Annotated in this window: 25 protein-coding genes; 4 read left to right on the top strand and 21 right to left on the bottom strand. The window is 67.3% G+C overall.

Annotation, left to right across the window (positions count from 1 at the left end; genetic code table 11):
• Positions 1-50 precede the first annotated feature (50 nt).
• The 4 genes from N2K99_RS05775 to N2K99_RS05760 form a co-directional block, all read right to left on the bottom strand.
• On the bottom strand, positions 51-1,364 hold the full coding sequence (locus N2K99_RS05775) for a lytic transglycosylase domain-containing protein (RefSeq protein WP_260554878.1): 1,314 nt from the start codon (positions 1,362-1,364) through the stop codon (positions 51-53).
• A 177-nt stretch (positions 1,365-1,541) separates the two neighbouring features.
• On the bottom strand, positions 1,542-2,426 hold the full coding sequence (locus N2K99_RS19075; protein ID WP_308036469.1) for a regulatory protein RecX: 885 nt from the start codon (positions 2,424-2,426) through the stop codon (positions 1,542-1,544).
• Positions 2,427-2,620: 194 nt separating this feature from the next.
• Positions 2,621-3,673 (bottom strand): recombinase RecA, encoded by a 1,053-nt coding sequence (recA, locus tag N2K99_RS05765; RefSeq protein WP_227924507.1) that lies wholly within the window; start codon positions 3,671-3,673, stop codon positions 2,621-2,623.
• Positions 3,674-3,907: 234 nt separating this feature from the next.
• Positions 3,908-4,132: a DUF3046 domain-containing protein gene (locus N2K99_RS05760; protein ID WP_227924506.1), complete on the bottom strand. Its 225-nt coding sequence runs from the start codon at positions 4,130-4,132 to the stop codon at positions 3,908-3,910.
• Between the two features lie 104 nt (positions 4,133-4,236).
• On the opposite strand from N2K99_RS05760, the gene N2K99_RS05755 reads away from it, so the two are divergent.
• Positions 4,237-4,779, top strand: a complete 543-nt coding sequence (locus N2K99_RS05755) for a MarR family winged helix-turn-helix transcriptional regulator (protein WP_227924505.1) — start codon at positions 4,237-4,239, stop codon at positions 4,777-4,779.
• A gap of 201 nt (positions 4,780-4,980) precedes the next feature.
• Here N2K99_RS05755 and N2K99_RS05750 read toward each other — a convergent pair whose 3' ends face one another.
• The 6 genes from N2K99_RS05750 to dapA all read right to left on the bottom strand — a co-directional run bounded on the left by N2K99_RS05750 (position 4,981) and on the right by dapA (position 12,267).
• On the bottom strand, positions 4,981-5,406 hold the full coding sequence (locus N2K99_RS05750) for a helix-turn-helix domain-containing protein (RefSeq protein WP_269436632.1): 426 nt from the start codon (positions 5,404-5,406) through the stop codon (positions 4,981-4,983).
• A 152-nt stretch (positions 5,407-5,558) separates the two neighbouring features.
• Positions 5,559-6,047, bottom strand: coding sequence for a CinA family protein (locus tag N2K99_RS05745; protein WP_227934580.1), 489 nt, complete (start codon positions 6,045-6,047; stop codon positions 5,559-5,561).
• Complete coding sequence (locus tag N2K99_RS05740) at positions 6,044-6,562, bottom strand: CDP-alcohol phosphatidyltransferase family protein (RefSeq protein ID WP_231711989.1); 519 nt, start codon at positions 6,560-6,562, stop codon at positions 6,044-6,046. The genes N2K99_RS05745 and N2K99_RS05740 overlap by 4 nt, the downstream gene beginning before the upstream one ends.
• A 92-nt stretch (positions 6,563-6,654) precedes the next feature.
• Positions 6,655-9,546: a DNA translocase FtsK gene (locus N2K99_RS05735; RefSeq protein WP_227934578.1), complete on the bottom strand. Its 2,892-nt coding sequence runs from the start codon at positions 9,544-9,546 to the stop codon at positions 6,655-6,657.
• A 96-nt stretch (positions 9,547-9,642) separates the two neighbouring features.
• A complete protein-coding gene (locus N2K99_RS05730) occupies positions 9,643-11,343 on the bottom strand; it encodes a ribonuclease J (RefSeq protein ID WP_227934577.1) in 1,701 nt (566 codons plus the stop codon).
• Positions 11,344-11,349: 6 nt separating this feature from the next.
• Positions 11,350-12,267: a 4-hydroxy-tetrahydrodipicolinate synthase gene (dapA, locus tag N2K99_RS05725; RefSeq protein WP_227934576.1), complete on the bottom strand. Its 918-nt coding sequence runs from the start codon at positions 12,265-12,267 to the stop codon at positions 11,350-11,352.
• Positions 12,268-12,384: 117 nt separating this feature from the next.
• On the opposite strand from dapA, the gene N2K99_RS05720 reads away from it, so the two are divergent.
• Entirely contained in the window at positions 12,385-13,572 is a 1,188-nt protein-coding gene (locus tag N2K99_RS05720) for a heparan-alpha-glucosaminide N-acetyltransferase domain-containing protein (protein ID WP_227924498.1), read from the top strand.
• Here N2K99_RS05720 and N2K99_RS05715 read toward each other — a convergent pair.
• From N2K99_RS05715 to modA, 9 genes are all read right to left on the bottom strand, one after another.
• On the bottom strand, positions 13,569-14,054 hold the full coding sequence (locus N2K99_RS05715; protein ID WP_227934575.1) for a hypothetical protein: 486 nt from the start codon (positions 14,052-14,054) through the stop codon (positions 13,569-13,571). The two genes, N2K99_RS05720 and N2K99_RS05715, sit on opposite strands and share 4 nt — an antisense overlap.
• An 8-nt stretch (positions 14,055-14,062) precedes the next feature.
• On the bottom strand, positions 14,063-14,821 hold the full coding sequence (dapB, locus tag N2K99_RS05710) for a 4-hydroxy-tetrahydrodipicolinate reductase (protein WP_227924496.1): 759 nt from the start codon (positions 14,819-14,821) through the stop codon (positions 14,063-14,065).
• Positions 14,822-14,838: 17 nt separating this feature from the next.
• Complete coding sequence (locus tag N2K99_RS05705) at positions 14,839-15,276, bottom strand: molybdenum cofactor biosynthesis protein MoaE (RefSeq protein ID WP_227934574.1); 438 nt, start codon at positions 15,274-15,276, stop codon at positions 14,839-14,841.
• Complete coding sequence (locus N2K99_RS05700) at positions 15,266-15,757, bottom strand: molybdenum cofactor biosynthesis protein B (RefSeq protein WP_227924494.1); 492 nt, start codon at positions 15,755-15,757, stop codon at positions 15,266-15,268. The genes N2K99_RS05705 and N2K99_RS05700 overlap by 11 nt, the downstream gene beginning before the upstream one ends.
• The gene (moaC, locus tag N2K99_RS05695; RefSeq protein ID WP_231709637.1) at positions 15,754-16,179 is read right to left on the bottom strand and encodes a cyclic pyranopterin monophosphate synthase MoaC; all 426 of its coding nucleotides are present in this window, start codon (positions 16,177-16,179) and stop codon (positions 15,754-15,756) included. Before moaC ends, N2K99_RS05700 begins: the two co-directional genes overlap by 4 nt.
• 115 nt (positions 16,180-16,294) lie before the next feature.
• On the bottom strand, positions 16,295-17,599 hold the full coding sequence (glp, locus tag N2K99_RS05690) for a gephyrin-like molybdotransferase Glp (RefSeq protein WP_227934573.1): 1,305 nt from the start codon (positions 17,597-17,599) through the stop codon (positions 16,295-16,297).
• A 44-nt stretch (positions 17,600-17,643) separates the two neighbouring features.
• Complete coding sequence (locus N2K99_RS05685) at positions 17,644-19,215, bottom strand: molybdopterin-dependent oxidoreductase (RefSeq protein WP_227934572.1); 1,572 nt, start codon at positions 19,213-19,215, stop codon at positions 17,644-17,646.
• A complete protein-coding gene (gene modB / locus N2K99_RS05680) occupies positions 19,212-20,063 on the bottom strand; it encodes a molybdate ABC transporter permease subunit (RefSeq protein ID WP_227934571.1) in 852 nt (283 codons plus the stop codon). Before modB ends, N2K99_RS05685 begins: the two co-directional genes overlap by 4 nt.
• Positions 20,053-20,844 carry a molybdate ABC transporter substrate-binding protein gene (modA, locus tag N2K99_RS05675; protein WP_227934570.1) on the bottom strand — a complete coding sequence of 264 codons (792 nt, stop codon included), beginning with the start codon at positions 20,842-20,844 and terminating at the stop codon, positions 20,053-20,055. Before modA ends, modB begins: the two co-directional genes overlap by 11 nt.
• Positions 20,845-20,882: 38 nt before the next feature.
• Here modA and moaA point away from each other — a divergent pair, with 38 nt between their 5' ends.
• Together moaA and N2K99_RS05665 are read left to right on the top strand one after the other, a co-directional pair.
• Positions 20,883-22,055, top strand: a complete 1,173-nt coding sequence (moaA, locus tag N2K99_RS05670; RefSeq protein ID WP_227924488.1) for a GTP 3',8-cyclase MoaA — start codon at positions 20,883-20,885, stop codon at positions 22,053-22,055.
• Positions 22,056-22,316: a MoaD/ThiS family protein gene (locus N2K99_RS05665; RefSeq protein ID WP_227924487.1), complete on the top strand. Its 261-nt coding sequence runs from the start codon at positions 22,056-22,058 to the stop codon at positions 22,314-22,316.
• A gap of 77 nt (positions 22,317-22,393) precedes the next feature.
• Here the strand turns inward: N2K99_RS05665 and N2K99_RS05660 are convergent, their stop codons facing one another.
• A complete protein-coding gene (locus N2K99_RS05660) occupies positions 22,394-23,794 on the bottom strand; it encodes a M16 family metallopeptidase (protein ID WP_374200080.1) in 1,401 nt (466 codons plus the stop codon).
• Entirely contained in the window at positions 23,795-26,020 is a 2,226-nt protein-coding gene (locus N2K99_RS05655) for a polyribonucleotide nucleotidyltransferase (protein ID WP_227924486.1), read from the bottom strand.
• Positions 26,021-26,075 lie beyond the last annotated feature (55 nt).

The raw sequence follows: 26,075 nt of genomic DNA, 5'->3' as shown, positions 1-26,075 counted from the left end.
GGTGCTATTGACGTTGGCCAGGTAACCTACCTGCCCGCACAGGTACCCGGTCAGTACCAGTTATTGCGCTGCCAGAAGGCGTAGGCCGCACACGGTGTGCCATACCGGGACTTGATGTAGTCCAGTCCCCAATTGACCTGGGTCCGGTAGTTGGTCTGCCAGTCGGAACCGTGGCTCGACATATTGCTTCCCGGCAGGGACTGCGGGATGCCGTAGGCATCGCTGTAGGGATTGTCCGCGGTGGTTAGCCAGTTGGACTCGTGATTCCAGAGGATGACCAGGCAGCGGAACTCGTTCCCGTCCCAGCCGTAGTCGCCCATGCGCCCGGATGCGTAGTTCTGTGCACCCGCCGGATCGTTCACCGGCTGCCCCGGTGCGGGCGCGGGCGGAGGGGCAGGCTGGACCGGGGCAGGTGCGGGGGCGGGTGCGGGTGCGGGCTGAGGCGCAGGCACCGTGACTGCCGGGGGCCGGGTTCCCGGCGGGTTGGGTGCCGCCCCGACCGGCGGATTCGGCGGCTGCTGCCCCTTCGGCGCGGACTCTCCTGCAGCCGCCCGTTCCGCGGCGTCGTGCTGTTCCTGAAACACCTTCTCGGCGGCTATCCCGCGGAGCCGGGCCTCCTCCGCGGCGGCTGTGCTGCCGTGGAGATCTGCCAACTGTGCAAGCAGGACGGCTTTGCGGGCTTCTTCATCCTGTACTGCCTTGCCTGCGCCCGCAGCCGAGGCTCCTGCCTCTTGGAGTGCCTTTTCCGCTTCGGCGGCAAGCTCGGCCCGGGCATTCCTTGCTTCCTGTTCCTGCTCCCGGAATCCGTCAGCAACTTTTTCGGACGCCACTGCACCGGCATACAGGTTGCCCGCCCGAGACGAGACCCTGTCCATAAGGTCCGCGCCGTGCAGGGCATCTGCCGAGGCATCCGTGTCGAGCAGCATCAGCGTCATGCTGTCGGAAGCGGACCCGCCGGACTTGTAGGTTTCGGCCGCAAGCCCGGCGACTTGCCGCATCAAGTCAGCGGACTGCTGCGCGGCCGCTTCCCGCTGCGCGGCCAGGGCCGCAAGCTCCTTGTCGCTGGCGGCAAGGGCATCCTTGGCCTCGTTGTGGCGGTTCGCTGCCTCCACTGCCGCATCGCCCAGGGATCCGGCGTCCTCGCGCAGGTCCGTAAGCAGACCCTCCAGCTTCTCTGCTTCAGCGGCTTTGGCCGATTCAGAGGATTTTGCCTGCTGGATATCCTCCCAGGAAGGGTAGGGATCCGCCGCGGAACCGGGCGAGGCAGTGAGGACCGCCGAGGCAAGGACGCCCGTAAGGACCAGGGCATAGAACGGGGTTCTCCGGGCACGCAACGGAGAGAATCGACCTACTGGATGCAACATGGGCCCCGCCAACCTCATCTTTAACATGGTTGGCACAGCATACGATACGGCGCGTCGGATTGACACCACGACTAATGGCGCCGGTTATTTCCTGTTCGGCGCACTGCGCCCGGGTACATTCAGGCCCGCTTCGCCATGCGCCGCCGGCCGGCCGGGCTCCGGCCCGCAGTCCGCAGGTTAGACGGAGTCCCCCCTGGCATCCCGGCCTTCACCGATTACTTCGGCCGCTACCCGAAAGCCGAGCGACGGGGAATAACCCTTCCGGGCCAGCATCCCCACCAGTCGGCGGGTCTGTTTGTCGCGCACGCCGCGGTCGGAAAGATCGGCAGAGGCCTGGAGTTTTTTCCTCGCCAAGGCGCGCGCCGCTTCGAGTTCGTCGTCGGCGCTGACCTGTTCAAGCGCTTCGGCGGCGAGATCCGGTGCAATGCCCTTTTCCGTCAGTTCGCGCCGCAGGGCCCCGCGGGCAAGGGACTTGCTCTGGGAGCGGCTACGGACCCACAGCCGCGCAAACTCGGCATCATCCACGAGTTGCACTTCTTCGAAACGGTCAAGGACCGCAGCTGCGGCTTCCGGCGGGATTTCCTTTTCCGCAAGCTTGGTTTCAAGCTGTCTGCGGCTCTTGGGCGAGGCAGTCAGCTGGCGCAGGACGATGGCTTTCGCCTCGGCGTAAGCTTCCTCGGGCGTCAGCGGGACAGTTTCCTCCGGTTGGTCCGCCTCTGCATCCTGCTGCCCCCAGCCCTGCCGCCCGCGGCCGGACTTTTTCCCGCCCCGCTTCGACCCGGAGCCGCCTGTCCCGGGTTCCGCCCAGGGCTCGTCGGCGGGGGCTTCCTCGCCGAAACCGTCTTCCTTGAAGGCATCGGGGGTCTTTGCGGGCGGCTTCCGGCGGCGGGCAGGTTTGGAAGCGTCAGGTTTGGCGTCCACCGGCCCGGGTGCGGTGCGCGGTGTCTTCGCGCCGCCCGGAGCGGTCCCGCCGCCGGCGGGCGCGGTTGCCGACGCGGCCGCGCTGATTTCGGCAAGCCGCCGCTTCAGCTCTGACAGGGTCTCTTCCTGCGAGGTATCCATAGCCATCCGCTCCAGGGACTTTGCTCCCTTATTCCTCCCGGACTTCCACTCCCCCGGACCGCGGAGAGTAGCTGCGCCGTAGCGCGCCTTTCCGGGCCGACCTGGCTGACCAGACGGAAAGCCGCCCCCATGCGGGAGCGGCTTCCCTGATCCTGCTGTCCCGGGACCGGTGTCCCCGGGTCCGCGGGCCGCTGCTAGGAGTCCTTTCCGACTGCCTTCAGCTTGGGTGCTGCGGGCTCCTCAGCGGCAGGAACACCGATTCCGAGCTTTTCACGGATACGGCGCTCCAGCTCGTCCGCCAGATCGGGATTGTCCTTCAGGAAGTTGCGCGAGTTTTCCTTGCCCTGACCCAGCTGGTCACCGTCGTAGGTGAACCAGGCACCGGACTTCTTGACCAGACCGTGTTCCACGCCCATGTCAATCAGTCCGCCCTCGCGGGAAATGCCGACGCCGTACATGATGTCGAACTCGGCCTGCTTGAAGGGCGGAGCCATCTTGTTCTTGACGATCTTGGCACGCGTACGGTTACCAACCGGGTTGGTGCCTTCCTTCAGCGTCTCGATGCGGCGGACGTCGATGCGGACCGAAGCGTAGAATTTCAGCGCCTTGCCACCGGTGGTGGTTTCCGGGCTACCGAAGAAGACGCCGATCTTTTCACGCAGCTGGTTGATGAAGATTGCGGTGGTATTGGTGTGGCTCAGGCGGCCGGCGATCTTACGGAGCGCCTGGCTCATCAGGCGGGCCTGCAGGCCCACGTGGCTGTCGCCCATGTCGCCTTCGATTTCGGCACGCGGAACCAGTGCGGCAACGGAGTCAATGACCACGACGTCGACCGAGCCGGAGCCGATCAGCATGTCCATGATTTCCAGGGCCTGCTCGCCGGTGTCCGGCTGCGAAACGAGCAGCGAGTCCGTATCCACGCCCAGCTTGGCTGCATAGATGGGGTCCAGGGCGTGCTCGGCGTCAATGAACGCGGCAATGCCGCCGTTCTTCTGCGCGTTGGCGACAACGTGGAGCGCCAGGGTGGTCTTACCGGAAGATTCAGGTCCGTAGATCTCCACCACGCGGCCGCGCGGCAGGCCGCCGATACCCAGCGCAACATCCAACGCGACGGAGCTGGTGGAAATGGTTTCGGCAGGGGCGCGCACTTCGTCGCCCAGGCGCATGATCGAGCCCTTGCCGTATTGCTTGTCAATCTGGGCCAGCGCTGCCTCTAGGGCTTTTGCGCGGTCGGCTGGAGCAGCCATTCTTCACCTCGTGTTGTGGTTGTGGGCGGCCCGTAGGCCGGTCGTCATTTCTTATCTACGACCCTATCCGGCGGCACTGACAAAACGGCTGACCGGAACGTATAACTCGTTGTCTTGTGGATATTCCCGGGCCGCATCGGCTAGGACGGGCCCCTGTGTAGGAGCATATCTTTATCCGAACAAATATTCGAACAGCGGACCCGGCGTGTCCGTTCGCCGGGAGCGGCGGCTGCCCTAGTTTGCCTTGGGCTTGACGTCGCGGCCCAGCCGGCGTTCGGGCGGAACGTCCTGGATGTCGCATACGGCCAGCCATACGGATTTGGGTTCCATGCCCTTGTCCAAGGCCTGTGCAGCCGTGACCCCTCCGAGTTGCCCGAGCACCAGGTCCGCGGCGAGGACCCTGGAGTAGGCCGCACCGAACTCGTCATCCATAAGCCGCCAGAAATCGCTGATACGCATCAATTAATCCTCTCACGCACGAAACACGGCAGCGAACCGCACCGCGGCCCCAAAAGCCCGAGGTATTCCAGTGCCGTGGAAGGGCCGCGATCCTACAATGGAGGATGACCGAAACATCCGGTCCCGCCGATTTAACCGACGGCAACCCTCCCTCCGGCGCCGAACCGGACAAGGACACGGCAATAGAGGACCTTGAGCAGGAACTCAGCGTGCTGTGGCGCCGTGCCCGGGCCAGCTCCCACCGGATCGCCCGCGAAGTCCACCCGGATATGGAACCTTCGGCCTACGGCCTGATGGTCCTGCTCCACCAGCAGGGGCCCATGCGCTTGACGGATCTGGCAGCAGCGGTCGGCGTGGGCAAGCCCTCCCTGAGCCGGCAGGTAGCCATGCTGCAGGCGCTGGGGCTGGTGGAAAAGCATGCGGACCCGGAGGACGGACGGGCGCAGCCGATCAATCTCACCGAGGTTGGTGCTGCGCGCCTGGAAGGAACGGCCACTGCGCGCAAGGAGCACTTCCGACGTACCTGGACGGGGTGGGAGTCGGAGGAACTCCATACCCTGGTCCGGCTGCTGCACAAACTGAATGCTTCCGTCCGGCGCGCCGGGGATCAGGTGGAGGACACACCTCCCGGCCCGGACGGCCGCTAGGCCCCGGACAGAACAGGCCCCAGACAGAACAGGCCCCGGACAGAACAAACCCCCGCAGGCACCGCGCCTGCGGGGGTTTCCTCTGGAGATTTCTTCGCCTTGATGCAACAGCGTCAAGGAGTATGTCTATGGGGCAACACAGTCACTACGGCCGATTCCGTTCGGCCGGCGTGACGCGCTGCGGTGTGCGGTGTGCGGTTTCTAGGATGTGCGGGCCAGGTCCCGTGCCAGGTCTTCGGGGAATTCGCGGGCGAACTCCCGGGAAAACTCAGATGGCACGGTGTCTGGAATGGCAACGCCTTCGGCGTTTGCCACCCGGTCGCTGACCTCTCGGAGCATCAGGGACAGGGGCACATCGAGGGCACTGCAGATTGAAGACAGAAGTTCGGATGATGCTTCCTTCTGTCCGCGCTCAACCTCGCTGAGGTAGCCGAGAGAAACGCGGGCGCTATGCGACACCTCGCGCAGGGTCCGGCCCTGGCGCTGGCGCACGTCGCGGAGTACATCACCAATCTCGTGACGAAGAACTACCATCTTGCGCTCCTTAGGCTCCCGGTGTGCGTCTTCCGCCAACCCTACATCCCGCCAGCGGATCACGCCGTTCACGGATACGGGTTGCTTAACCATGTGTATCGTCCTGCTCCCTGTGAGTACGGACTGCGGCGGTACCGCAGACTGTCCAAAGATCGTAATAAAGGAACCTTGGCGGTTCCTGATACTAACAACTGACGCCCTGCCGGTTTTGTTCCCGCCTGCGCAGCTTCCTGATTTCCGCCCCGCTACCGGTCTTCCAGCACTGACGCCAGCATGGAGAGTGCTTCACTGCAGGCCGCTGTTCGGATGGCCGTACGGTCCCCCGCGAACAGAAACTCCCGGACGGAGGTCCCTTCGGAAGTAGCGATCCCCAGGAACACGGTACCAACCGGCTTGCCGTCGTGCGTTTCAGGTCCGGCGACGCCGGTGGTGGCGACCCCGACGTCGGCGCCAAGAACCCGCCGCGCTCCGGCGGCCATGTGCTCAGCCACCCTCCCGTCGACGGATCCGGCTTGGGCCAGGAGCTCGGCCGGAACCCCGAGGACGGACAGCTTGATTCCATTTTGATACGCAACCACGCCGCCCTGCAAAACCGCCGAAGCACCGGGAACTGACCCCAGCTCGGCACAGAGCATGCCTGCAGTGAGCGACTCGGCAGTGGCGATGGTCAGCCCGGCGTCCCGGGCCGCGGCCACAACCTCGCCCGCCAGGCCGGCGGCAGGCGCGTCATTCATGCGCGCTTGCCGGCGCGGCGCAGCTTGACGGCCTGCAGGACGTAGTCGACGCCGGTGACCACTGTGATGACGAGCGCGGCGGCCATGAAGACGGCGCCGATCCACCATGCCCAGGCACCCAGCCAAGCGGTCAGCGGAAGCAGGAACACGAAAATGGCGAAGGTCTGGACCACGGTCTTGAGCTTGCCGCCCCGGGAGGCGGCCATAACGCCGTACCGGATCACGACGAAGCGCATCAGCGTGATGCCCAGTTCACGGACGAGGATCACGATGGTGACCCACCACCACAGCTCGCCCAGCAGGGAAAGCATCACCAGCGCGGAGCCGATCAGCAGCTTGTCGGCAATCGGATCGGCAATCTTGCCGAAGTCGGTGATCAGCCCGCGGCTGCGGGCAATATCTCCGTCGAGCTTGTCGGTGTAGATGGCGACGGCGAAGGTTGCCACGGCGAGCCAACGGAACAGGCCGTCACGGCCGTCGTCGGACGCCAGGAACCAGATAAAGAGCGGAACCATCAGGATCCGCGCCACCGTCAGGGCATTGGCGATATTAAGGGTCGGAACCCTATCGGTAGGAGAATTGCTCACGCCTTCAGCGTAGCGAAGATTCACCGGCCGGTGAGGTTCCAGGCATCTTCGGAACCGTCCGGGTCGTCCGCGTCGTCGTGGTAGTCGCTCGCCTGCGGCCTGCCCTCCAGGTCCGCGGCAACCAGGTCCACCGGCCCGGCCGGGTCGAAGCCGTGGTTGGCATTGGCGTTGTCCGCCAGTGCCGCGGCTCCGGCTCCCCCGGACGGCGCCGGAGCCTCGCCGCCGCTGATGGCAGCGAGGGTGGCGGCCAGGTCATCCGGCTTCACGAGCACGTCGCGGGCCTTGGAACCTTCGGACGGTCCCACCACGCCGCGGGATTCCAGCAGGTCCATGAGCCGGCCGGCCTTCGCGAAGCCCACGCGCAGCTTGCGCTGGAGCATGGAGGTGGAACCGAACTGCGTGGTCACCACCAGTTCGGTCGCCTGCAGCAGGACGTCGAGGTCGTCTCCGATGTCGTCGTCGATCTGCTTCTTCGGTGCCGTGACGGCTACGTCTTCGCGGTAGACGGCCTGCAGCTGGCCCTTGACGTGCTCAACAACCCGGTGGATCTCGGACTCGGTAACCCAGGCACCCTGCACACGGATGGGTTTGTTGGATCCCATCGGCAGGAACAGCGCATCGCCCTGGCCCAGGAGTTTTTCCGCGCCGGGCTGGTCCAGCACCACGCGGGAGTCCGTGACCGAGGAGGTCGCGAACGCCATGCGGGAGGGTACGTTCGCCTTGATCAGGCCGGTCACAACGTCGACGGACGGCCGCTGGGTGGCCAGCACCAGGTGGATGCCGGCGGCACGGGCAAGCTGGGTGATGCGCACGATGGAGTCTTCGACGTCCCGCGGGGCGACCATCATGAGGTCGGCGAGCTCGTCCACGATCACCAGCAGGTACGGGTAGGCCCGGATGACCCGCTTGGATCCGGCCGGGGGCACCACCTTGCCGTTGCGGACGGCCTTGTTGAAATCGTCGATGTGCTTGAAGCCGAAGTTCGCGAGGTCGTCGTAGCGGGTGTCCATTTCGCGGACCACCCACTGCAGCGCTTCCGCGGCTTTCTTCGGGTTGGTGATGATCGGGGTGATCAGGTGCGGGACGCCTTCATAGGCGGTCAGTTCCACGCGCTTGGGGTCCACCATCACCATGCGGACTTCGTCCGGCGTGGAGCGCATCAGGATGGACGTGATCATCGAGTTCACGAAGGAGGACTTACCGGCACCGGTGGCTCCGGCCACCAGCAGGTGGGGCATCTTGGCCAGGTTGGCCACCACGAAGCCGCCTTCGACGTCCTTGCCGACGCCCATGACCATGGGGTGTTCGGTCTTCCGTGCGGAGTTGGACCGCAGGACATCGCCCAGGGCAACAACTTCCTTGTCCGCGTTGGGGATTTCGATGCCGATGGCGGATTTACCCGGAATGGGCGACAGGATGCGTACGTCGGAGCTCGCCACGGCGTAGGCAATGTTCTTGGACAGCGCGGTGACGCGTTCCACCTTGGTGCCTTCGCCGAGTTCGATCTCGTAGCGGGTGACCGTCGGGCCGCGGGAGAATCCCGTGACCTTCGCGTCCACGTTGAACTGCTCGAGCGTGTGCGTCAGTGCGGCGACGACGGCGTCGTTGGCTTCGGAGCGCTCCTTCGCCGGCGGTCCCGGGGGCAGGAAGTCCGACGGCGGCAGCGTATAGGTGATGTCGCCGGAGAGCTGCAGCTGCTCGGTGCGCTGCGGGATGGGCGTGTTCGGCGGGACCGGCTGGACCGGTCGGGACGGCACGGGCGCTACGGGCGGAACGGCGGCCAGCTTCAGGACCTCGGTGGCGCCGGGGACGGTGCTGATGGCCTCGGTGGGCGGCTCGGCGGTGTCCGTGCCCCCGTCAACGGGCAGGCCCTGGTTGCGGCGGATCTTCTGCGTGGCCAGTTCGGACTGCGTGGGACGCCGGACTCCCGGGGGTACTGCCGGCGCGGCCGCGGCAGCGGCTGCTGCTTCGTCTTCCTCGTCCTGCAGCAGCGCGCGTTCAAATGCTTCGTCGCCGGCGAAACCGTCCTGCGCGGCAGCGGCCTCCGCTTCCTTTTCGCGGCGGCTCTTGCGCGGCTTGCGGACCTTTTCCGGCTTATGCGTGCCGTAGAGGTAGCTCTGGTCGTGCGCTTCAGGATCATCGGGGTCCAGGTCCTGGCCCATGAGGTGTTCATACATGGCCCGCAGGCGCAGCGGAATATGGCGGAACGGCGTGGCCGTGATGATCAGGACACTCACGAACACCAGCAGCGAAAGGAGGACCAGCACCGGCCATTGAGTCAGTGCGGCGGACAACGGCCCGGCGACGAGGAAGCCGACGATGCCGCCGGAGGCCCAGAGCCGGTCGAAACCGTCGGACAATGCGGGTAGGCCGCCCGCAATGTGCGTTATGCCGGAGCCGGCGAGCAGCATGATCACGAGGCCGATGCTGATCCTGCTGTTGGCTCGGTGCCGCTCCGGGTACCGGAACAGGCGCACTGCGCCGGCGGTGAGCATAAAGGGCAGCACCACGGCCATCCAGCCGAATGTGCCGGCCGCGCCGGCGTGGATCACGTCGGCAACGGGACCGCGCAGGGCCCACCACTCAACGGTGGCGACCGCAAGGGCAAGCAGGATCAGGAAGAATCCGGTCCCGTCGCGGCGGATTTCGCGCTCGGGAGATACATCGGCGCCGAGCTTGCGGACGCCGGCCCCGGCGATGCGGGAGATGCCCATCCAGGCGCTCTCCACCGCGCGCAGAGGCAGCGGCAGCTGGTCCGGGGGCGCCTGGCGCGACACGGAGGTCCCCCGGCCTCCGGATCCACCGCGCGCGCTGGACTTGCCTGATGTCTTGCTTGAGCTGCCGCCGGCGCTCCGGGCCGTTGTCCGGCCGGAGGCACCGCTGCGTGCGGCAGGGGAAGTACGAGTCGCCATACCAGCCACGCTACCCGATGCCGCCCCCGATACCCTGAATTTACGCGGCCGGGAGGGGCTTTGGGACTACTTACCCACCGCGTAGCACGGCGGGAACTAGGCCTCGACCACCACCGGCACGATCATGGGACGGCGCCGCAGCCGGCGGTTGACCCAGGTACCCACGACCCGCCGGACCACCTGCTGCAGCTGGTAGGTGGTGTGGTCAGTGTTGGAGCGCACCGCTTCTTCCAGGGCCGCACTGATCTTGGGGATGATCTCGTCAAAGACCGCGTCGCCCTCGGCAAAGCCGCGGGCGTGGATCTCGGGGCCGGAGACGATGGTGCCGGTACTGCGGTTCACCACGGAGATGATGGAGATGAAGCCTTCCTCGCTGAGGATCCGCCGGTCCTTCAGGTCGGTGTCGGTGATCGCTCCGACGCTGGACCCGTCCACGTAGACGAAGCCGCATTCCACTTCCCCGACCACGCGGGCCTTGCCGTCGCGCAGGTCGACCACTGTGCCGTCGTCGGCCAGGATGATGTTCTGCTCCGGGACACCGGTGGCGGCGGCCAGGCGGCCGTTGGCGATGAGGTGCCGGGTCTCGCCGTGCACCGGCATGGCGTTCTTCGGCCGCAGGATGTTGTAGCAGTAGAGCAGTTCCCCGGCGGCTGCGTGCCCGGAGACGTGGATTTTCGCGTTGCCCTTGTGTACGACGTCGGCACCCAGGCGCATTAGTCCGTTGATCACGCGGAACACGGCGTTTTCGTTGCCCGGAATCAGGGACGAAGCCAGGATGACGGTGTCCCCCTTGCCGATCCGGATACGGTGGTCGCCGTTGGCCATCCGGGACAGGGCCGCCATGGGTTCGCCCTGCGACCCGGTGGACATCAGCACCACCTTGTTGTCCGGCAGCTCGTCGACGTTTTTCAGGTCCACAAGGATTCCCTCGGGCACGTGGAGGTAGCCGAGCTTTTCGGCGATGGCCATGTTGCGCACCATGGACCGGCCGACAAAGCAGACGAAGCGGTTGTGCGCGGCGGCGGCGTCGAGGACCTGCTGCACGCGGTGGATGTGGGAAGAGAAGGAAGCGACAATGATCCGCTTGTCCACCTTGCCGAACAGTTCCTGCAGCACCGGGCCGATTTCGCGTTCCGCGGTGGTGAACCCGGGGACGTCGGCGTTGGTCGAGTCGGCCATAAACAGGTCCACGCCCTCTTCGCCCAGCCGGGCGAAGGCGCGCAGGTCCGTGATCCGGCCGTCCAGGGGCAGTTGGTCCATCTTGAAGTCGCCGGTGTGCAGCACGGTGCCGGCCTCGGTGCGGATGAACACGGCCAGCGCATCGGGGATGGAGTGGTTGACCGCTACGAATTCGCACTCGAACGGGCCGAGCTGCTCGATCTGCCCCTCGGTGACAGTCAGGGAGAACGGCTTGATGCGGTGTTCCTGCAGCTTCGCTTCCACCAGCGCCAGCGTCAGCTGCGAGCCGATCAGCGGGATGTCGTTCTTCAGCCGCAGCAGGTACGGCACCGCGCCGATGTGGTCCTCATGTCCGTGGGTGAGCACGACGCCGACCACGTCGTCCAGGCGGTCCTCGATGTAGGAGAAGTCCGGCAGGATGAGGTCGACGCCGGGCTGGGTTTCCTCGGGGAAGAGGACGCCGCAGTCCACGATGAGCAGCTTGCCGTCGATTTCGAAGACGGCCATGTTCCGGCCGATTTCCCCGAGGCCGCCCAACGCGACGATCCTCAGGGTTCCTGCCTCCAGCGGCGGCGGGGTCAGCAGGCCGGGTCCGGCGGTTTCGGGGAATTCGCTCATGATTGCCTACGCCTCGGTCCGGGAGAAGTCCATGCCGGCTTCAGCCAGATCGGTCAGGATGGTTTCCATTTCGACGGCGTCGGGCGCCACCAGCGGCAGCCGGACGGTTGCGGTGGGAATGACCTTCTGCATCGCCAGGATCTGCTTGGTCGAAACGGTGCCGGGAATGTGGGTCATGACTGCACGGACCACCGGATCAAGTTCGAAGTGGATGCGGCGGGCGGTGGCGAAGTCCCCTGCTGCCGCGGCATCGACCAAGGCGCGGAACTGCGCGGTGGCTACGTGCGCGGACACGCTGACGACGCCGACGGCGCCGGCGGCCATCCACGGCAGGGTCAGCCCGTCATCACCGGCGTAGACATCCAGGGTGGTGTTGGCCAGCACGCGGGTGATGCCGGCGAAGTCCGCCTTCGCGTCCTTCAGCGCCAGGATCCGGGGGTTCTCGGCCAGCTTGAAGATAGTGGAGGTGCTCAGGGCGATGCCGGCGCGGCCGGGAATGTCGTACACCATGACCGGAAGGTCGGTGGCGGCGGTGACGGCGTCGAAGTGCGCGATCACGCCCGCCTGCGTCGGCTTGTTGTAATACGGGGTAACCACGAGCTGGCCGTCAACCCCGGCACGCTCTGCGCGGCGGGCCATCTCCACGGAGTGGGACGTGTGGTTGGTGCCGGTGCCGGCAATGACCTTGGCACGGCCGCCGACGGTCTGGGCAACCACCCGGAACAGGTCTTCCTTCTCGCTGTCTTCCAGCGTGGAGGTTTCACCGGTGGTGCCGGAAACCACCAGGCCGTCGCAGCCGTCTTCGACGAGCTTGTTCGCGAGGTAGGCAGTGGCATCGAAGTCCACTTCCCCGTCCTCGGTAAACGGGGTCACCATGGCGGTGACGAGGGTGCCGAAAGGAAGCGTGCTGTTTTGGAAATCCATGGGTAAAACGTTACCCGTTACGCAGCGCAATGGGACAACAAGGCGTAGGAAGTAGAAGCCGGCCGAGCTTCAGGGCGGCGACGGCCGCCTGCAGTGTCCTGTGAGACGATTCTGTGCATGAACCAACGCCGCCTGACCGGCATCGATGCTGCCCGCGGGATCGCCCTGCTGGGCATGATCGCGACGCACGTGCTGCCGCTCTACAACCAGGAAACCGGCGATCCCAGCCTGACCGGGCTTGTGTTCTCCGGTCGTTCCTCGGCCTTGTTCGCGGTGGTTGCCGGTGTCGGGCTGGCACTGCTGACCGGCGGCAGCGAACCCCATGAGGCGAAGGCAGTGAACCGGGACCGGCGCGGAATTGCGGTGCGCGCACTCATCATCGCCCTGGTGGGCCTGGTGCTGGGCGGACTGGAAACCACCATCGCCGTCATCCTCTTCCATTACGCCGTCCTGTTCCTGCTGGCGCTGCCGTTCCTGGGCATGCCGCTGCGCCGGCTGGCCGTCTGGGCCGGGGCCTGGCTGCTGCTGTCCCCGGTACTTGCCTACGTGGCGCGGGACTGGCTGCTGCGGAACCTCTCGCCGTCGGATGTCGATGGAAACATCACCTGGGACGCGTTCCTCTCCCCCGCCGCGCTGGCAGCCGATGTCTTCGTCACGGGGTTCTATCCAGTGCTGCAGTGGCTGAGCTATATCCTGCTGGGGCTGGTGATCGGGCGCCTGGCGCTGACCAGCCTGCCGGTTCAGGTGGGACTGCTCACGGGCGGGGTGTTTGCCGCCGTGACCGCCAAGTTGGTCTCCTATTACCTGCTTGGCGAGCTGGGCGGTTTTGATGTCCTCAGGGCCACGGAGTCCGGGCAGCGGTGGCCCCTGGCACGGATGTTGGAGGTCAATCTCAGTTCGGTGGAGCAGACCGGTTCCTGGTGGTGGCTCGCTTTGGCAGGACCGCATTCCAACACCAGCCTCGATATGCTGCACACCGCAGGCACCGCAGCCGCGGTGCTGGGCGTCTGCCTGCTGTTGACGCGTGCCCGGCCGAACCTCCTGCTGCCTCTGTCCGCGGCCGGAGCAATGACCCTCACCCTGTACAGCCTGCATGTATGGGTGATGACCATGGTGGACCAGCAGAGCCCGCCCCTGGAACCGTTGCCGGTGTACTGGATCCAAGTCGCTATCCTGGTGGTCCTGGCCGTACTGTTCCAGCGCATCGACGCACGCGGTCCGCTGGAACTGGTCACCTCGGGTGCCTCCCGGCTGGCCCGCGGCAAGAGCGGCCGGGCCACGCCCCCGGCCCGGCAGAAGCGCTAGGCTCCGGGCTGGTTCCGGGTTCCCGCGTAGAGCCTGCCGGCCTGCCGCATGGTGCGCCGGGCGCGCGTGCGGTCTCCGGCGGCGTCGTAGGCGCAGGACAACCGGAACCAGCTGCGCCAATCCTCGGGCGCGGCCTCGGTTTCTGCCTTGTACTGAGGGAACTGGGCGTCCGCGGCTTCGCGAACAATCCGTCCGGCAGGCGTCCGCGGGAGGTCATCCACCGGCAGCCGGCCTTCCTCGGCCAGGATCCGGGCCATCTGTTCCGTCCGGTTGCCGAACATCAGCTCGCGGATGAGCGCCCACGCGCCGACCACCGGCAGCACCAGGTAGGCAAGGCCCATCAGTTTGGCCGAAATCTCGTCAGAAGTGAGCAGCAGCCAGCCGCGCTGCGCCGAGACCCACAGATAGAAGAAGAGCAGCAGGGTCACCAGGGCCACGCCGAGCTTGGCGCGGTTGGAGAAAAGGCCCGTGAAGAAAGACAACGTGTTCCTTAGTCGTTCAGGTTGAGGTAGCCGTCAAGTCCGACGGTCAGTCCGGGATGGCCGGCGACCTGCCGCAGGCCCAGCAGGACACCGGGCATGAAGGAGGCGCGGTCGAAGGAATCATGCCGGATGGTCAGCTGCTCGCCCGGCCCGCCCAGAAGCACTTCCTGGTGGGCAACCAGCCCGCGCAGCCGCACTGAATGCACGTGCACTCCGTCCACCTCCGCGCCGCGCGCTCCCGGCAGTGCCTTGGCCGTGGCGTCCGGAGACGGAGCCACACCGGCCTCAGCGCGCGCGGCGGCGATCAGCTGGGCGGTGCGTACGGCCGTTCCCGAGGGGGCATCCACCTTGTCCGGGTGGTGCAGCTCAATCAGTTCCACCGATTCGAAGTAGCGGGCGGCCTTGGCTGCGAAGGCCGAGGCCAGCACCGAGCCGAGGGCGAAGTTCGGCGCGATGAGCACACCGGTGGCGGGGGACGTTTCCAGCAGCTCCGCCAGGCGGCCCAACCGCTCGGCGTCCCATCCGGTGGTGCCGACGACGGCGTGCATGCCGTGCTCGACGGCGAAGCGGACGTTGGCCTCGGTGCTGTCCGGCACGGTCAGGTCCACTACGTACCGGGCACCGGCCGAGACGAGGGTTTCCAGCGGGTCGGTACGGCCCAGCGCTGCAACGAGTTCCATGTCTTCGGCGGCCTCGACGGCGGCAACGGCCTCGGACCCCATGCGGCCTGCGGCACCGAGGACCGCTACGGCAAGTTTTTCGCTCATAGGCTCCAGATTACCGGTCAGGGCCGGTCGCTGACGCCCACCCACTCGGTGCTGCCGTCCGTGAAGCCCTGCTCCTTCCAGATGGGCACGTTCGCCTTGACCGTGTCCACGAGCTCGGAGCAGGCCGCAAACGCGGTGCCGCGGTGGGCCGAGGCGACGGCAGCCACGAGGGCCGCGTCGCCGATGTCCAGGTCTCCGGTGCGGTGGGCCACCCAGATCCGGACGCCGTCGTACTTCGCCGCGATTGCGGCGGCCACCTCGCCCAGCACGGACTGTGCCGTGGGGTGGGCGCTGTAGGCAAGTGCCGTGACGGACTTGCCGTCGTCGTGGTTGCGGACGATGCCGCTGAAGAGGACCACGGCGCCGCAGTCCGGCGACCATGCGTTCTGTTCGGCCTCGGTGCTGCTCAGCGGCTCGGCGGAGACGGTGGCACGGACCACTTCGCTAGTGTTCACGCTTTCCTTCCAACTGGCCGCAGATGTGGCCGATGATCGGTTCCAGTACGGCAAGTCCGTCAGCCACCGCGGCCGGGGAACCGGGCAGGTTGACCACGAAGGTGCGGCCGGCGGTGCCGGCGAACCCGCGGCTGATGGCGGCCATCGGCGTCGAGGCCAGCCCCTTGGCACGGATGGCTTCCATGACTCCGGGCACGTGGCGGTCCAGGAGGGGCTCGGTGGACTCGGGGGTGACGTCGTCCGGGCTGAGCCCGGTGCCTCCACTGGTGAGCAGCACCGAAGGTTCGAGGGCGAGGATGCGCTGCAGCGACGCGGCGACCTCAACGCCGTCGGGCACCACTTCGGCCAGCACGATGTCATAGCCCAGGGCATACAGCCAGTCGGCAATCAGCGGGCCGCATTCATCCTGGTAGGTGCCGGCCGCGGCGCGGGTGGACGCGATCAGGACCCCTGCGGTGCGGCGGGATGACGGAGTGCTCACAACGCCCAGTCTCCGCTTTTGCCGCCGGACTTGGCCCGAACCATGATGTCGGTGATGCGGGCATGTTTGTCGACGGCCTTGATCATGTCGTAGAGCGTCAGCGCGGCCACGGAGGCTGCGGTCAGCGCCTCCATTTCGACGCCGGTGAGTGCCTTGGTCTTCACGGTGGCTTCCACGACGACGTCGCCCTCCCGCGGGGTGAAGTCCACGGTGACCTTCGTCAGGGGCAGCGGATGGCACAGCGGGATGAGGTTGGACGTCTGCTTGGCGGCCATGATGCCGGCTACCCGGGCCACGGCGAGTGCGTCACCCTTCGGCAGCCCGCCGTCGGCGATCAGGCGTACCACCTCGGCGGTGCTGCGCAGCACGGCCTGTGCCGTGGCCTGGCGCGTGGTTTCGGTTTTGGCGGATACATCCACCATGTGCGCGGAGCCGTCCTCGCGGACGTGGGTCAGGCCGGCGGGGTGGAGGTCTTCGGGTTCGGCGCTCACGGCAGGGTCCTTTCGGGCACGGCGTCCGGGCGGGACACAGTTGCGGTTATTCCAGTAGCAATACTGTCACTTCTGCGCCGGCCTCGAGGTGCTCCGTCCCCACGGGGACGGAGATCAGGGCGTTGGAGGAGGCCAGGGCATGGACCAGGTGGGACCCGGGCCCGCCCACCGGCTCCACCGTTCCGGCCGTGTACCGGCCGCGGCGCACCTGGTGCTTGCCGGCGGGACTGCCGAGCGGGGCGGTGAGCCGGGCGGGCACTTCCGCCCGCGGCCGCGGCGCGCCGGTGACGGCCGTCAGGGCCGGGCGCAGGAACATCTCGAAGGACACCAGCGAGCTGACCGGGTTGCCCGGGAACCCGAGGAACGGGACGCCGTCGACCGTGCCGATGCCCTGCGGGCCGCCCGGCTGCATGGCCACGGACAGGAACGCCACGTCCTGCGAGGCGAGGCCCTGGCGCACCACCTCGTAGGCTCCCTTGCTGATGCCGCCCGAGGTGAGGACCAGGTCCGGGGCGTCAGCATTGACGTCGGCACGGAGCCGGTCGGTGAACTCCTGCGGGGAGTCGGCCAGGATCCGGGAGCGCAGCACCTCCGCGCCCGCCTCCTCGAGCGAACTCCGGAGCAGGGTGGTGTTCGCGTCATGGATCTGGCCCGGCCCGAGCGGCCGGCCCGGTTCAATGACTTCGTCTCCGGTGGTCAGCAGCAGCACCCGCGGCCGTGCCCGGACGGTGACGCGGTCCAGGCCGAGGGCCGCGAGCAGGCCCAGCTGCAGCGGACCCAGCACTGCTCCGGCGGGCAGTGCCGGGGTTCCCGCGCCGATATCGCTGCCTTCCCTGCGGACAAACTGCCCGGCGGGCACCTCCGCGGGGACGGCCACGGTGCTACGGGGCTCCCCGGGGGGCAGGAAGGTGTTGGGTGTGCAGGCCTCGATCGGGACGACGGCGTCGGCCCCCTCGGGCAGCATGGCACCGGTCATGACGGGTGCGGCCGTGCCGGGGAGCAGCGGCGGCGGTGCCGAACCGGCCGGAATGGGTGCGGCCGTGGCCAGGCGGACCCTGCCGGGGGCTGACGGCAGGTCCTCGGCTGCTGCGAGGTCGGCAACCCGGACCGCGTAACCGTCCATCTGCGAGTTCGTGAAGGGCGGCAGGTTCCCCGGTGCCCGCACCGCGGTGGCAAGGAGCCGCCCGGCTGCGGAGTTCAGTGCCACGGTCTCGTGGGCGGGCGGATGCGCCTGGAACCAGGTCCGCAGGAGGTCCTCCACGGCTTGCCGGTGCGCCGCTACCTGCCGGGGTCCGGCCGGAGCAGCGGGTGCCGGTGCCGGGACACTCTGTGGAGCCGGTTCTACCGACATGGTCCTCCTTGGGAGATGGGGCGGCGTCGAGGGCACGAAAAACCTCAGCGCACCGTCACCCGAATTGTATGCAGTCCGGTGGCTCCGTCGGGAAGCACTGGCCGTTTTTCTTCCGCCTGCCGGACGCCGTTTGCGTCCACGGCCCGGACCGCGATGTCGTGCCCGCCCGGTGCCAGCTCCACTGCGATCCGGTACTGCCGCCACGTATCTGCGGAGATCCCGGGAGCCAGCTCCGCGTCCTGCCAGCCGCCGTCGTCCACGCGCACCTGTACGGCACTGATGCCGGTGTGCTGCGCCCACGCCACGCCGGCCACGGTGACCGTGCCGGCGGAGACCGGTGTACGGCCGGGAACGTCGATGCGGGAGGAGAGCTTGACCGGGCCGCGCTCGCCCCAGCCCCGGTCCGTCCAGTAGGCCGTCTCGTCCGCGAAGCGGGTGACCCGCAGCTCGGTGACCCACTTGGTCGCAGACACGTATCCATACAGGCCGGGCACAACCAGCCGGACGGGAAAGCCGTGTTCCAGCGGCAGCGGTTCCCCGTTCATGCCTACGGCCAGCAGCGCATCCCGGTCATCGGTCAATGCCTCCAAAGGGGTGGAAGCGCTCCACCCGTCCCGGCTCGTGGAGAGCACCATGTCCGCACCCGGCTGCACCCCTGCCCTGGCCAGCAGGTCCCTGACGGGCATTCCCAGCCACCGGGCGTTGCCGATCAGGTTCCCGCCCACCTCGTTGGAAACACAGGCGAGGGTGACGTAACTTTCCTGCAGCGGCGCAGCGAGGAGTTCCGAGTAGTCCAGTTCCACTTCACGGTCCACCATGCCGGTGATCCGCAGCCGCCACTCCGCCGGGTCGATCAGCGGCACCCTCAGGGCCGTGTCGATCCGGTAAAAATCGGCAGCGGGTGTCACCAGCGGTGCCAGGCCGTCGACGGCGAGCTCGGCTCCGGCGGGTATCGCTGCCGCACGCCGGGACGGTACCGGCAGCCGGACCGTTTCGCGCAGGGCCGTGACGCCCACCTGTCCCCCTCGGGCTATGCCGGCCAGCGCGGCACCGAGCAGGGCCACCGCCGCTCCCCCGCCCACCGAGGTGAGCACCGTACGGCGCCGCACCGCGGCGTCGTCGTTCGTCTGCGCCGCGGCCAGGTCCCGGATCCGCGCCGTGAGTGCCCGCAGGACCAGGACGGCCACGCCGGCAGCGGCTAGCGGCGGCAGGAGGGCCAGCAGCGAGAACTGCTGCCGGGTAAGTACTGCCGCCAGCCCGGCTGCCCCGAAGAGTCCCAGCACCGCCGCGCCCGTCGGCGGACGGCGCAGTTCCAGGACGCCGGCAGCGGCGGCGGCAAGCGCGATGATCAGTCCCATCCCCACCAGCAGCGCGGCCTTGTCAGCCGTCCCGAAGAGGTTGATCGCGGCGTCCTTGACCGGGCCCGGAACGGCATCGATGACCACCGAACCGACGGCGGAAACCGGGGACAGTGACGGGCTGGCTATGGCGGCGAGCAACTCCCCGGCAGCCACGCCGAGTCCCGCGGCGACCAGCCCTGCAGCCGCCGCCCACCACCGGTTTGCCCGCTCCGGACCGCCGGCAGACCCCCGGGTGAGCCGTTCCCGGGTACTCATCGCGGCAGCAGCCGTCCGGTGGCGATGCGGGCCAGCAGCAGGACCAGCAGGTACAGGGCAATAAGCATCAGGCAGATGCCCAGGGCCGCCTGGGGCTGGTTGGAGTTCAGGCTCAGTTCGATCTGCAGCGGCAGGGTCCGGGTGCTCCCTTCAATGCTTCCCGCGAAGGTGATGGTGGCACCGTATTCGCCCAGCGAGCGGGCGAAGGCCAGCAACGTGCCCGCCACGATGCCCGGCAGCGCCAGCGGCAAGGTGATGTGGCGCAGGATCGCGGTGGGACCTGCCCCGGACGTGGCGGCGGCCATTTCCAGGTCCCGGTCCACGGCGGACAGGCTGTTCAGCGATGCGACCACGAAGAAGGGCAGGGAAACAAATACCTGGACAATAACGACGGCGGCCGGCGAGTACCCCACGTCCAGTCCCACGGCGCCGAGCAGCTTTCCAGCAATCCCCTGCCGGCCCCAGAAATACAGCAGGGCGATGCCGGAGACAACGGGTGAGAGCACCAGCGGGATCAGCAGGATTCCGCGCATCAGCTGGATCCATGGCCCCTCCAGTTTGCTGAGCAGCACGGCCAGCGGCAGCCCCAGCAGGACGCAGAGCAGCGTGGAGCACGCCGAGGTGGCCAGGGAGAGGCCCAGCGCAGTGCGGGCCGCGTCGGAGCTGAGCAGTTCCGGCAGCGACGTCCAGGGGACGTTGAGCAGCAGCGCCGCGACGGGTCCGGTGCACAGGAGCAGGGCGATGCCGGCCGGCAGCCACAGCCAGGCGGGCGTCGTGGCGCGTGCCTCCCGGCTCATGGCAGACGCCGAGCCGGACGCCGCTTCGAATTCCTGCGTCCTAAGGGGCATCGTTGCTCCCCGGGTCCGCCGGACCGAACCCTGCCTCGGCGAGGATTGCTGCCGCTTCCGGGCCCGTAAGCCACTCGTAGAATGCTGCCGCCTCGGCGTTGGCGGCCCCTTCCGCGGTCAGTCCCGCCGGATACCGGTTAGGGGCAGGATCCTCCAGCGCCAGGTAGGTCACGCCGGACCCGGCTGCGGCCAGGGCATCGGTCCGGTAGACAAAGCCGGCGTCGGCCTGGCCGGTGGCGACCTTGGTCAGCACCGAGCGGACGCTGTCCTCCAGGCTCGGGGCGGGAACGGCTACGCCGGCTGCCTCAAGGACGCGTGATGTTGCCCGCCCGCACGGAACGGAGGGTGCGCACAGGGCGGCCCGGACGCCGTCGCCCGCAACATCGCGTAACACTTGGATCCCGGCGGGGTTGTCCGCGGCCAGGGCCAGCACCAGGTTGTTGCTGGCCAGCACTGTCTCCCGGTCCAGCCCGGTCCGCAGGGGTTCGAGTGCCTCGAGATCGGCTGTAATCACCACGTCTGCTTCCGCGCCGGACTGCAGCTGCGCCACGAGCTGGCTGCTGGAGCCGATGTTGACGCGCAGGCGCCCGCCGCCGTCGTAAGCCGAATTCAGCTGCCCGACCACGTCCGTGAGCGAGGAAGCCGCAAAGACCGTGATGCCGGTTCCGCCGCGGCCGGCAGCGCCGGTGGTGTCCGCGGAGGTGCACGCGGCTGTGGAAGCGGCAAGAACCGTCACGGCGCACGCTGCCAGGGTCCGGCGGCCCCGGGGAACAAAGCGCATTTATAGAGCCTAACTGTCAAAGGGCGTAACCTCGAGGGATGGGAACACAGCTGGGAATGCCTGCAGTACGCCCTTCCCCCAGTACACCAGAAATCAGCACGGCGGAAGCCGCGGCACCGGGCAGCGGTTCTCCCGCTGCCGCCTCGGCACTGCCTTCCCCCGCGTCTGCCCTGGCGCTTTCCCCGGCAGACGGCCTGCTGGACCGGCACGGCCGCCGGGCCACGGACATGCGGCTGTCGCTGACGGACAAGTGCAACCTGCGCTGCACGTACTGCATGCCTGCCGAAGGGCTCGACTGGCTGGCCCGGGACAAGGTACTTGGCCGGGACGAAATCGTCCGCCTGGTCCGGCTCGGCGTCGACCGGCTGGGTGTGCGCGAGCTGCGGCTGACCGGCGGTGAACCGCTGGTGCGTGCGGATCTGGTGGACATTGTTGCCGGTATCCGTGCCAACCACCCGGAGCTGCCGATTTCCCTGACCACCAACGGGCTCGGCCTGGACAAGAAAGCCCAGGCGCTCAAGGACGCCGGCCTGACCCGCATCAACGTGTCCCTGGATTCCCTCCACCCGGATACCTTTGCCCAGCTCACCCGCCGCCCGTTCCTGGACCGGGTGCTGCGCGGGGTGGAGGAAGCCGCCCGGGTGGGCCTGGGCCTGGTCAAGATCAATGCCGTGCTGATGCGGGGAATCAACGACGCCGAGGCGCCGGACCTGCTGGAGTGGGCGGTCAGCCGCGGCTTCGAACTGCGGTTCATTGAGCAGATGCCCCTGGACGCGGACCACGGCTGGACGCGGGACGGCATGATCACCGCCGCCGAGATGCGGTCCCTGCTGGAACGGGACTTCGTCCTGACGCCCGATCCCCGGGAGCGCAACGGCGCACCGGCCCAGCGCTGGGAGGTCCGCCGGCACGCGGACCCGGCAACGGTTGTCGGAACCGTCGGCATTATTGCCTCCGTCACCGAACCCTTCTGCGCCGAGTGTGTCCGCACCCGGATTACCGCCGAAGGTAAGGTCCGCAGCTGCCTGTTTTCCCACGAAGAGACGGACCTGCTGGCACTGCTGCGCAGCGGTGTGGACGACGACGCGGTCGTCCGCCGCTGGCAGGAAGCCATGTGGGGCAAGCCCAAGGCACACGGCATGGGCCATGCCGGGCTCGGCGACTCCGACTATGTCCAGCCCGAACGAACCATGAGTGCGATAGGCGGCTAAGTGCTGATCAGATACTTCGGCGCTGCGAAGGCAGCAGCCGGCACGGAAGAAGAACACTTGGATGAAGGGCCGCTGACGCTGGCCGAGCTGGCAGAAAAGCTTGCCGCCCGGTACCCCTCACCGGGTGCAGGCATCCCCGCTCTCGGGACGGTGATTGCGCGCAGCACGTTCCTGGTCAATGAAACGGCTGCCCGGAACCCGGACCTGCTGCTGCAGCCGGGGGACGTCGTGGACATCCTCCCGCCCTTCGCGGGCGGATAAAGGCAGAGCCGGCGGTTAACCGGCAAAGGCACACCCGATCCGCTTGGCGCGGTTCGGGTGTGCCTTTCGCAAAGAGGTTAGAAGCCCAGTTCCGCCGCTGATTCGAACGGACCCACCACGGTGATGGTGCGGGGTGCGGCGGCCAGTTCGGCGGCCAGCTCCTGGACCTGTTCCGCGGTGACGGAATGGATCCGGCGCAGGGACTCATCGATGTCGATGAACTCGCCGCTGACCAGCTCGGCCCGGCCCAGGCGGGACATCCGCGAGCCGGAGTCCTCCAGGCCGAGCACCATGCCGCCGGAGATCTGGCCCAGGGCCTTCGCCAGTTCGGCCGGCTCGACGCCGTCGGCGGCCAGCCGCTCGAGCTCGCTGCCGAGCAGGTCGATGACCTGGCGGGTCTTGGCGGGCGAGCAGCCCGCATACATGCCGAAGTATCCGGCGTCGGCGTACGACGCCGAGAAGGAGTAGGTGGAGTACACCAGTCCGCGCTTCTCGCGGATCTCCTGGAACAGGCGGGAGGACATGCCGCCGCCGAGGATCGTGTTCAGCACGCTCATGGCAAAGCGGCGGTCATCCGTTGCGGTCAGCGAGGGGCAGCCCATCACGATGTTGGCCTGCTCCACCGGACGGTTGATGACGTGGACTCCGGCGGTGCCGGAGATCGACGCCGGCGCAGTCTCGCGACGCGGCGCAGGCGTTGCCGCCGGGTCCAGTTCCCAGCCGGCGGTCTGCAGCGCCTGCAGCACAAGTGCGCAGACCTGCTCGTGGTCCAGTCCCCCTGCGGCGGTGACCACCAGTTCCTCCGGACGGTAGTACCGCCGGTAGTGGTCAAGGACCGCTTCGCGGGACACGCTCCGGATGGCGTCGGGAGTGCCGCCGATGGGACGGCCGAGGGCGTGGTCGCCGAGGACCGCCTCGGAAAACTTTTCGTGGCAGAGATCGGCCGGATCGTCATTGTCCATGGCGATCTCTTCGAGGATGACGTCGCGTTCCTGTTCCAGTTCCTCAGGATCCAGGACGGCGGACGTGACCATGTCGGTGATGACGTCAATGGCCATCGGAAGATCGGTATCCAGCACCCGTGCGTAGTAGCAGGTGCTTTCCTTGGCGGTGGCCGCATTGGACTCGCCGCCTACCTCGTCAAACGCCGAGGCGATATCCAGCGCCGAGCGGCGGCTGGTGCCCTTGAACAGCAGGTGCTCAAGGAAGTGTGTGGAGCCATGCCGGCCCGCGGCTTCATCCCGCGAGCCGACACCAACCCAGAATCCGATGGCCGTGCTGCGCTGGCCCGGCATTTCCTCCGTCAGGACCCGGACGCCGCCGGGCAATACCGAACGGCGCACGACGGCGCCTCCCGGAGTGCCGACGACAAGGGTCGGGTCGGAGGAAAGAGTGGTCAGCGGAAGCTGGACAACCGTCCCGTGCCCCTTCGGTGAGGAAGGGGACACGGGACGGTTTCCATCGGAGTAGTCCGGCATCTACTCTGCAGACTCGGTTTCTGCTGCTTCTTCGCCTTCGGCGTCTTCGGCAACCACCGGGGAGAGCGAAAGCTTTCCGCGGTCATCGATCTTGGTGATTTCCACCTGGACCTTCTGGCCCACGGAGACGACGTCGTCGACGTTGTCCACGCGCTTGCCGCCGGCGAGCTTACGCAGCTCGGAGATGTGCAGCAGGCCGTCCTTGCCCGGGGTCAGGGAGACAAAAGCACCGAAGGTGGTGGTCTTGACTACCGTGCCGAGGTAACGCTCGCCGATCTCGGGGACCTGCGGGTTGGCGATCGCGTTGATCGCCGAGCGGGCAGCCTCGGCGGAGCCGCCGTCGGTTGCGCCGATGAGGACGGTGCCGTCATCTTCGATGGAGATGTCAGCGCCGGTGTCCTCCTGGATCTGGTTGATCATCTTGCCCTTCGGGCCGATGACCTCGCCGATCTTGTCCACGGGGATCTTGACCGAGATGATGCGCGGCGCGAACTCGGAGAGCTCGTCCGGTGCGTCGATCGCAGCCTGCATCACGTCGAGGATGTGGAGGCGGGCTTCGCGGGCCTGCTTCAGTGCTGCTGCCAGCACGGAGGCGGGGATACCGTCGAGCTTGGTGTCCAGCTGGATGGCCGTGACGAACTCGGAGGTACCGGCAACCTTGAAGTCCATGTCGCCGAAGGCATCTTCGGCGCCGAGGATATCGGTCAGGGCTGCGTAGCGGGTTTCGCCGTCAACCTGGTCGGAGACCAGGCCCATGGCGATGCCTGCCACCGGAGCGCGCAGCGGCACACCGGCATTGAGCATGGACAGCGTCGAGGCGCAGACCGAACCCATGGAGGTGGAACCGTTGGAGCTCAGGGCTTCGGAGACCTGGCGGATGGCGTACGGGAATTCTTCACGCGTGGGCAGCACCGGCATCAGGGCGCGCTCTGCAAGTGCGCCGTGGCCGATTTCGCGGCGCTTGGGCGAACCCACGCGGCCGGTCTCACCGGTGGAGTACGGCGGGAAGTTGTAGTTGTGCATGTAGCGCTTGCGCGTTACCGGCGACAGCGAGTCGATCTGCTGTTCCATCTTCAGCATGTTCAGCGTGGTGACACCCATGATCTGGGTTTCGCCGCGCTCGAAGATGGCCGAACCGTGCACGCGGGGCAGGACCTCTACCTCGGCGGTGAGCTGGCGGATGTCCGTCAGGCCGCGGCCGTCGATGCGGACCTGCTCCTTGAGGATGCGCTGGCGCACAACCTGCTTGGTGACGGAACGGAATGCGGCGGAGACTTCGCCTTCGCGGCCTTCGAACTTCTCGGCCAGTGCGGCCTTGACTTCGTTCTTCAACTCGTCGGCAGCGGCGTCGCGCTCCTGCTTGTCGGCGATGGAGAAGACCTTGGCCAGCTTCTCGCCGGCAGCGGCTTCAACGGCCTCGTACACGTCGTCCTGGTAGTCCAGGAAAATCGGGAACTCGACGGTGGGCTTGGCGGCACGGGCAGCCAGGTCCGACTGGGCGTCGCACAGGACCTTGATGAACGGCTTCGCCGCTTCCAGGCCTTCTGCAACAACCTCTTCGGTCGGGGCGGTGGCGCCCTCTTCCTTGATGAGGTTCCAGGCGTTGTCGGTGGCTTCGGCTTCCACCATCATGATGGCGACGTCGTCACCGGCAATGCGGCCGGCAACCACCATGGAGAACACGGCGCGCTCCAGCTCGGAGTGCTTCGGGAAGGCAACCCACTGGCCGTCGACCAGGGCAACGCGGACGCCGCCGATCGGGCCGGAGAACGGCAGGCCGCTCAGCTGGGTGGACATGGAGGAAGCGTTGATCGCAACCACGTCGTAGAGAACGTCCGGGTTGATCGCCAGGACAGTGACGACAATCTGGACCTCGTTGCGCAGGCCCTTGACGAACGCGGGGCGCAGCGGGCGGTCCATCAGGCGGCAGGCCAGGATGGCTTCGGTGGACGGGCGGCCTTCGCGGCGGAAGAACGAGCCCGGGATGCGGCCGGCAGCGTACATACGCTCCTCGACGTCCACGGTCAGCGGGAAGAAGTCGAAACCTTCACGCGGGGACTTGCCGGCGGACGTGGCCGAGAGCAGGGCGGTGTCTTCGTCAATGTAGACCATCGCCGAACCGGCTGCCTGCTGGGCAAGGCGGCCGGTTTCGAACCGGATAACGCGCTTGCCGTACTTGCCGTTGTCAATAACGGCTTCTGAGAACTGAATTTCGGGACCCTCCATATGAGAGTCACCTCCGTTTCTTCTGTGGCGGAGGCACCCAGCACCGTATCGAACT

It is taken from the genome of Arthrobacter sp. zg-Y1110, assembly GCF_025244865.1.
In the GTDB taxonomy this organism is placed as follows: domain Bacteria; phylum Actinomycetota; class Actinomycetes; order Actinomycetales; family Micrococcaceae; genus Arthrobacter_B.
Note: the sequence above shows the minus strand (reverse complement) of the source record. Positions and strands in the feature narration are given on the sequence as shown.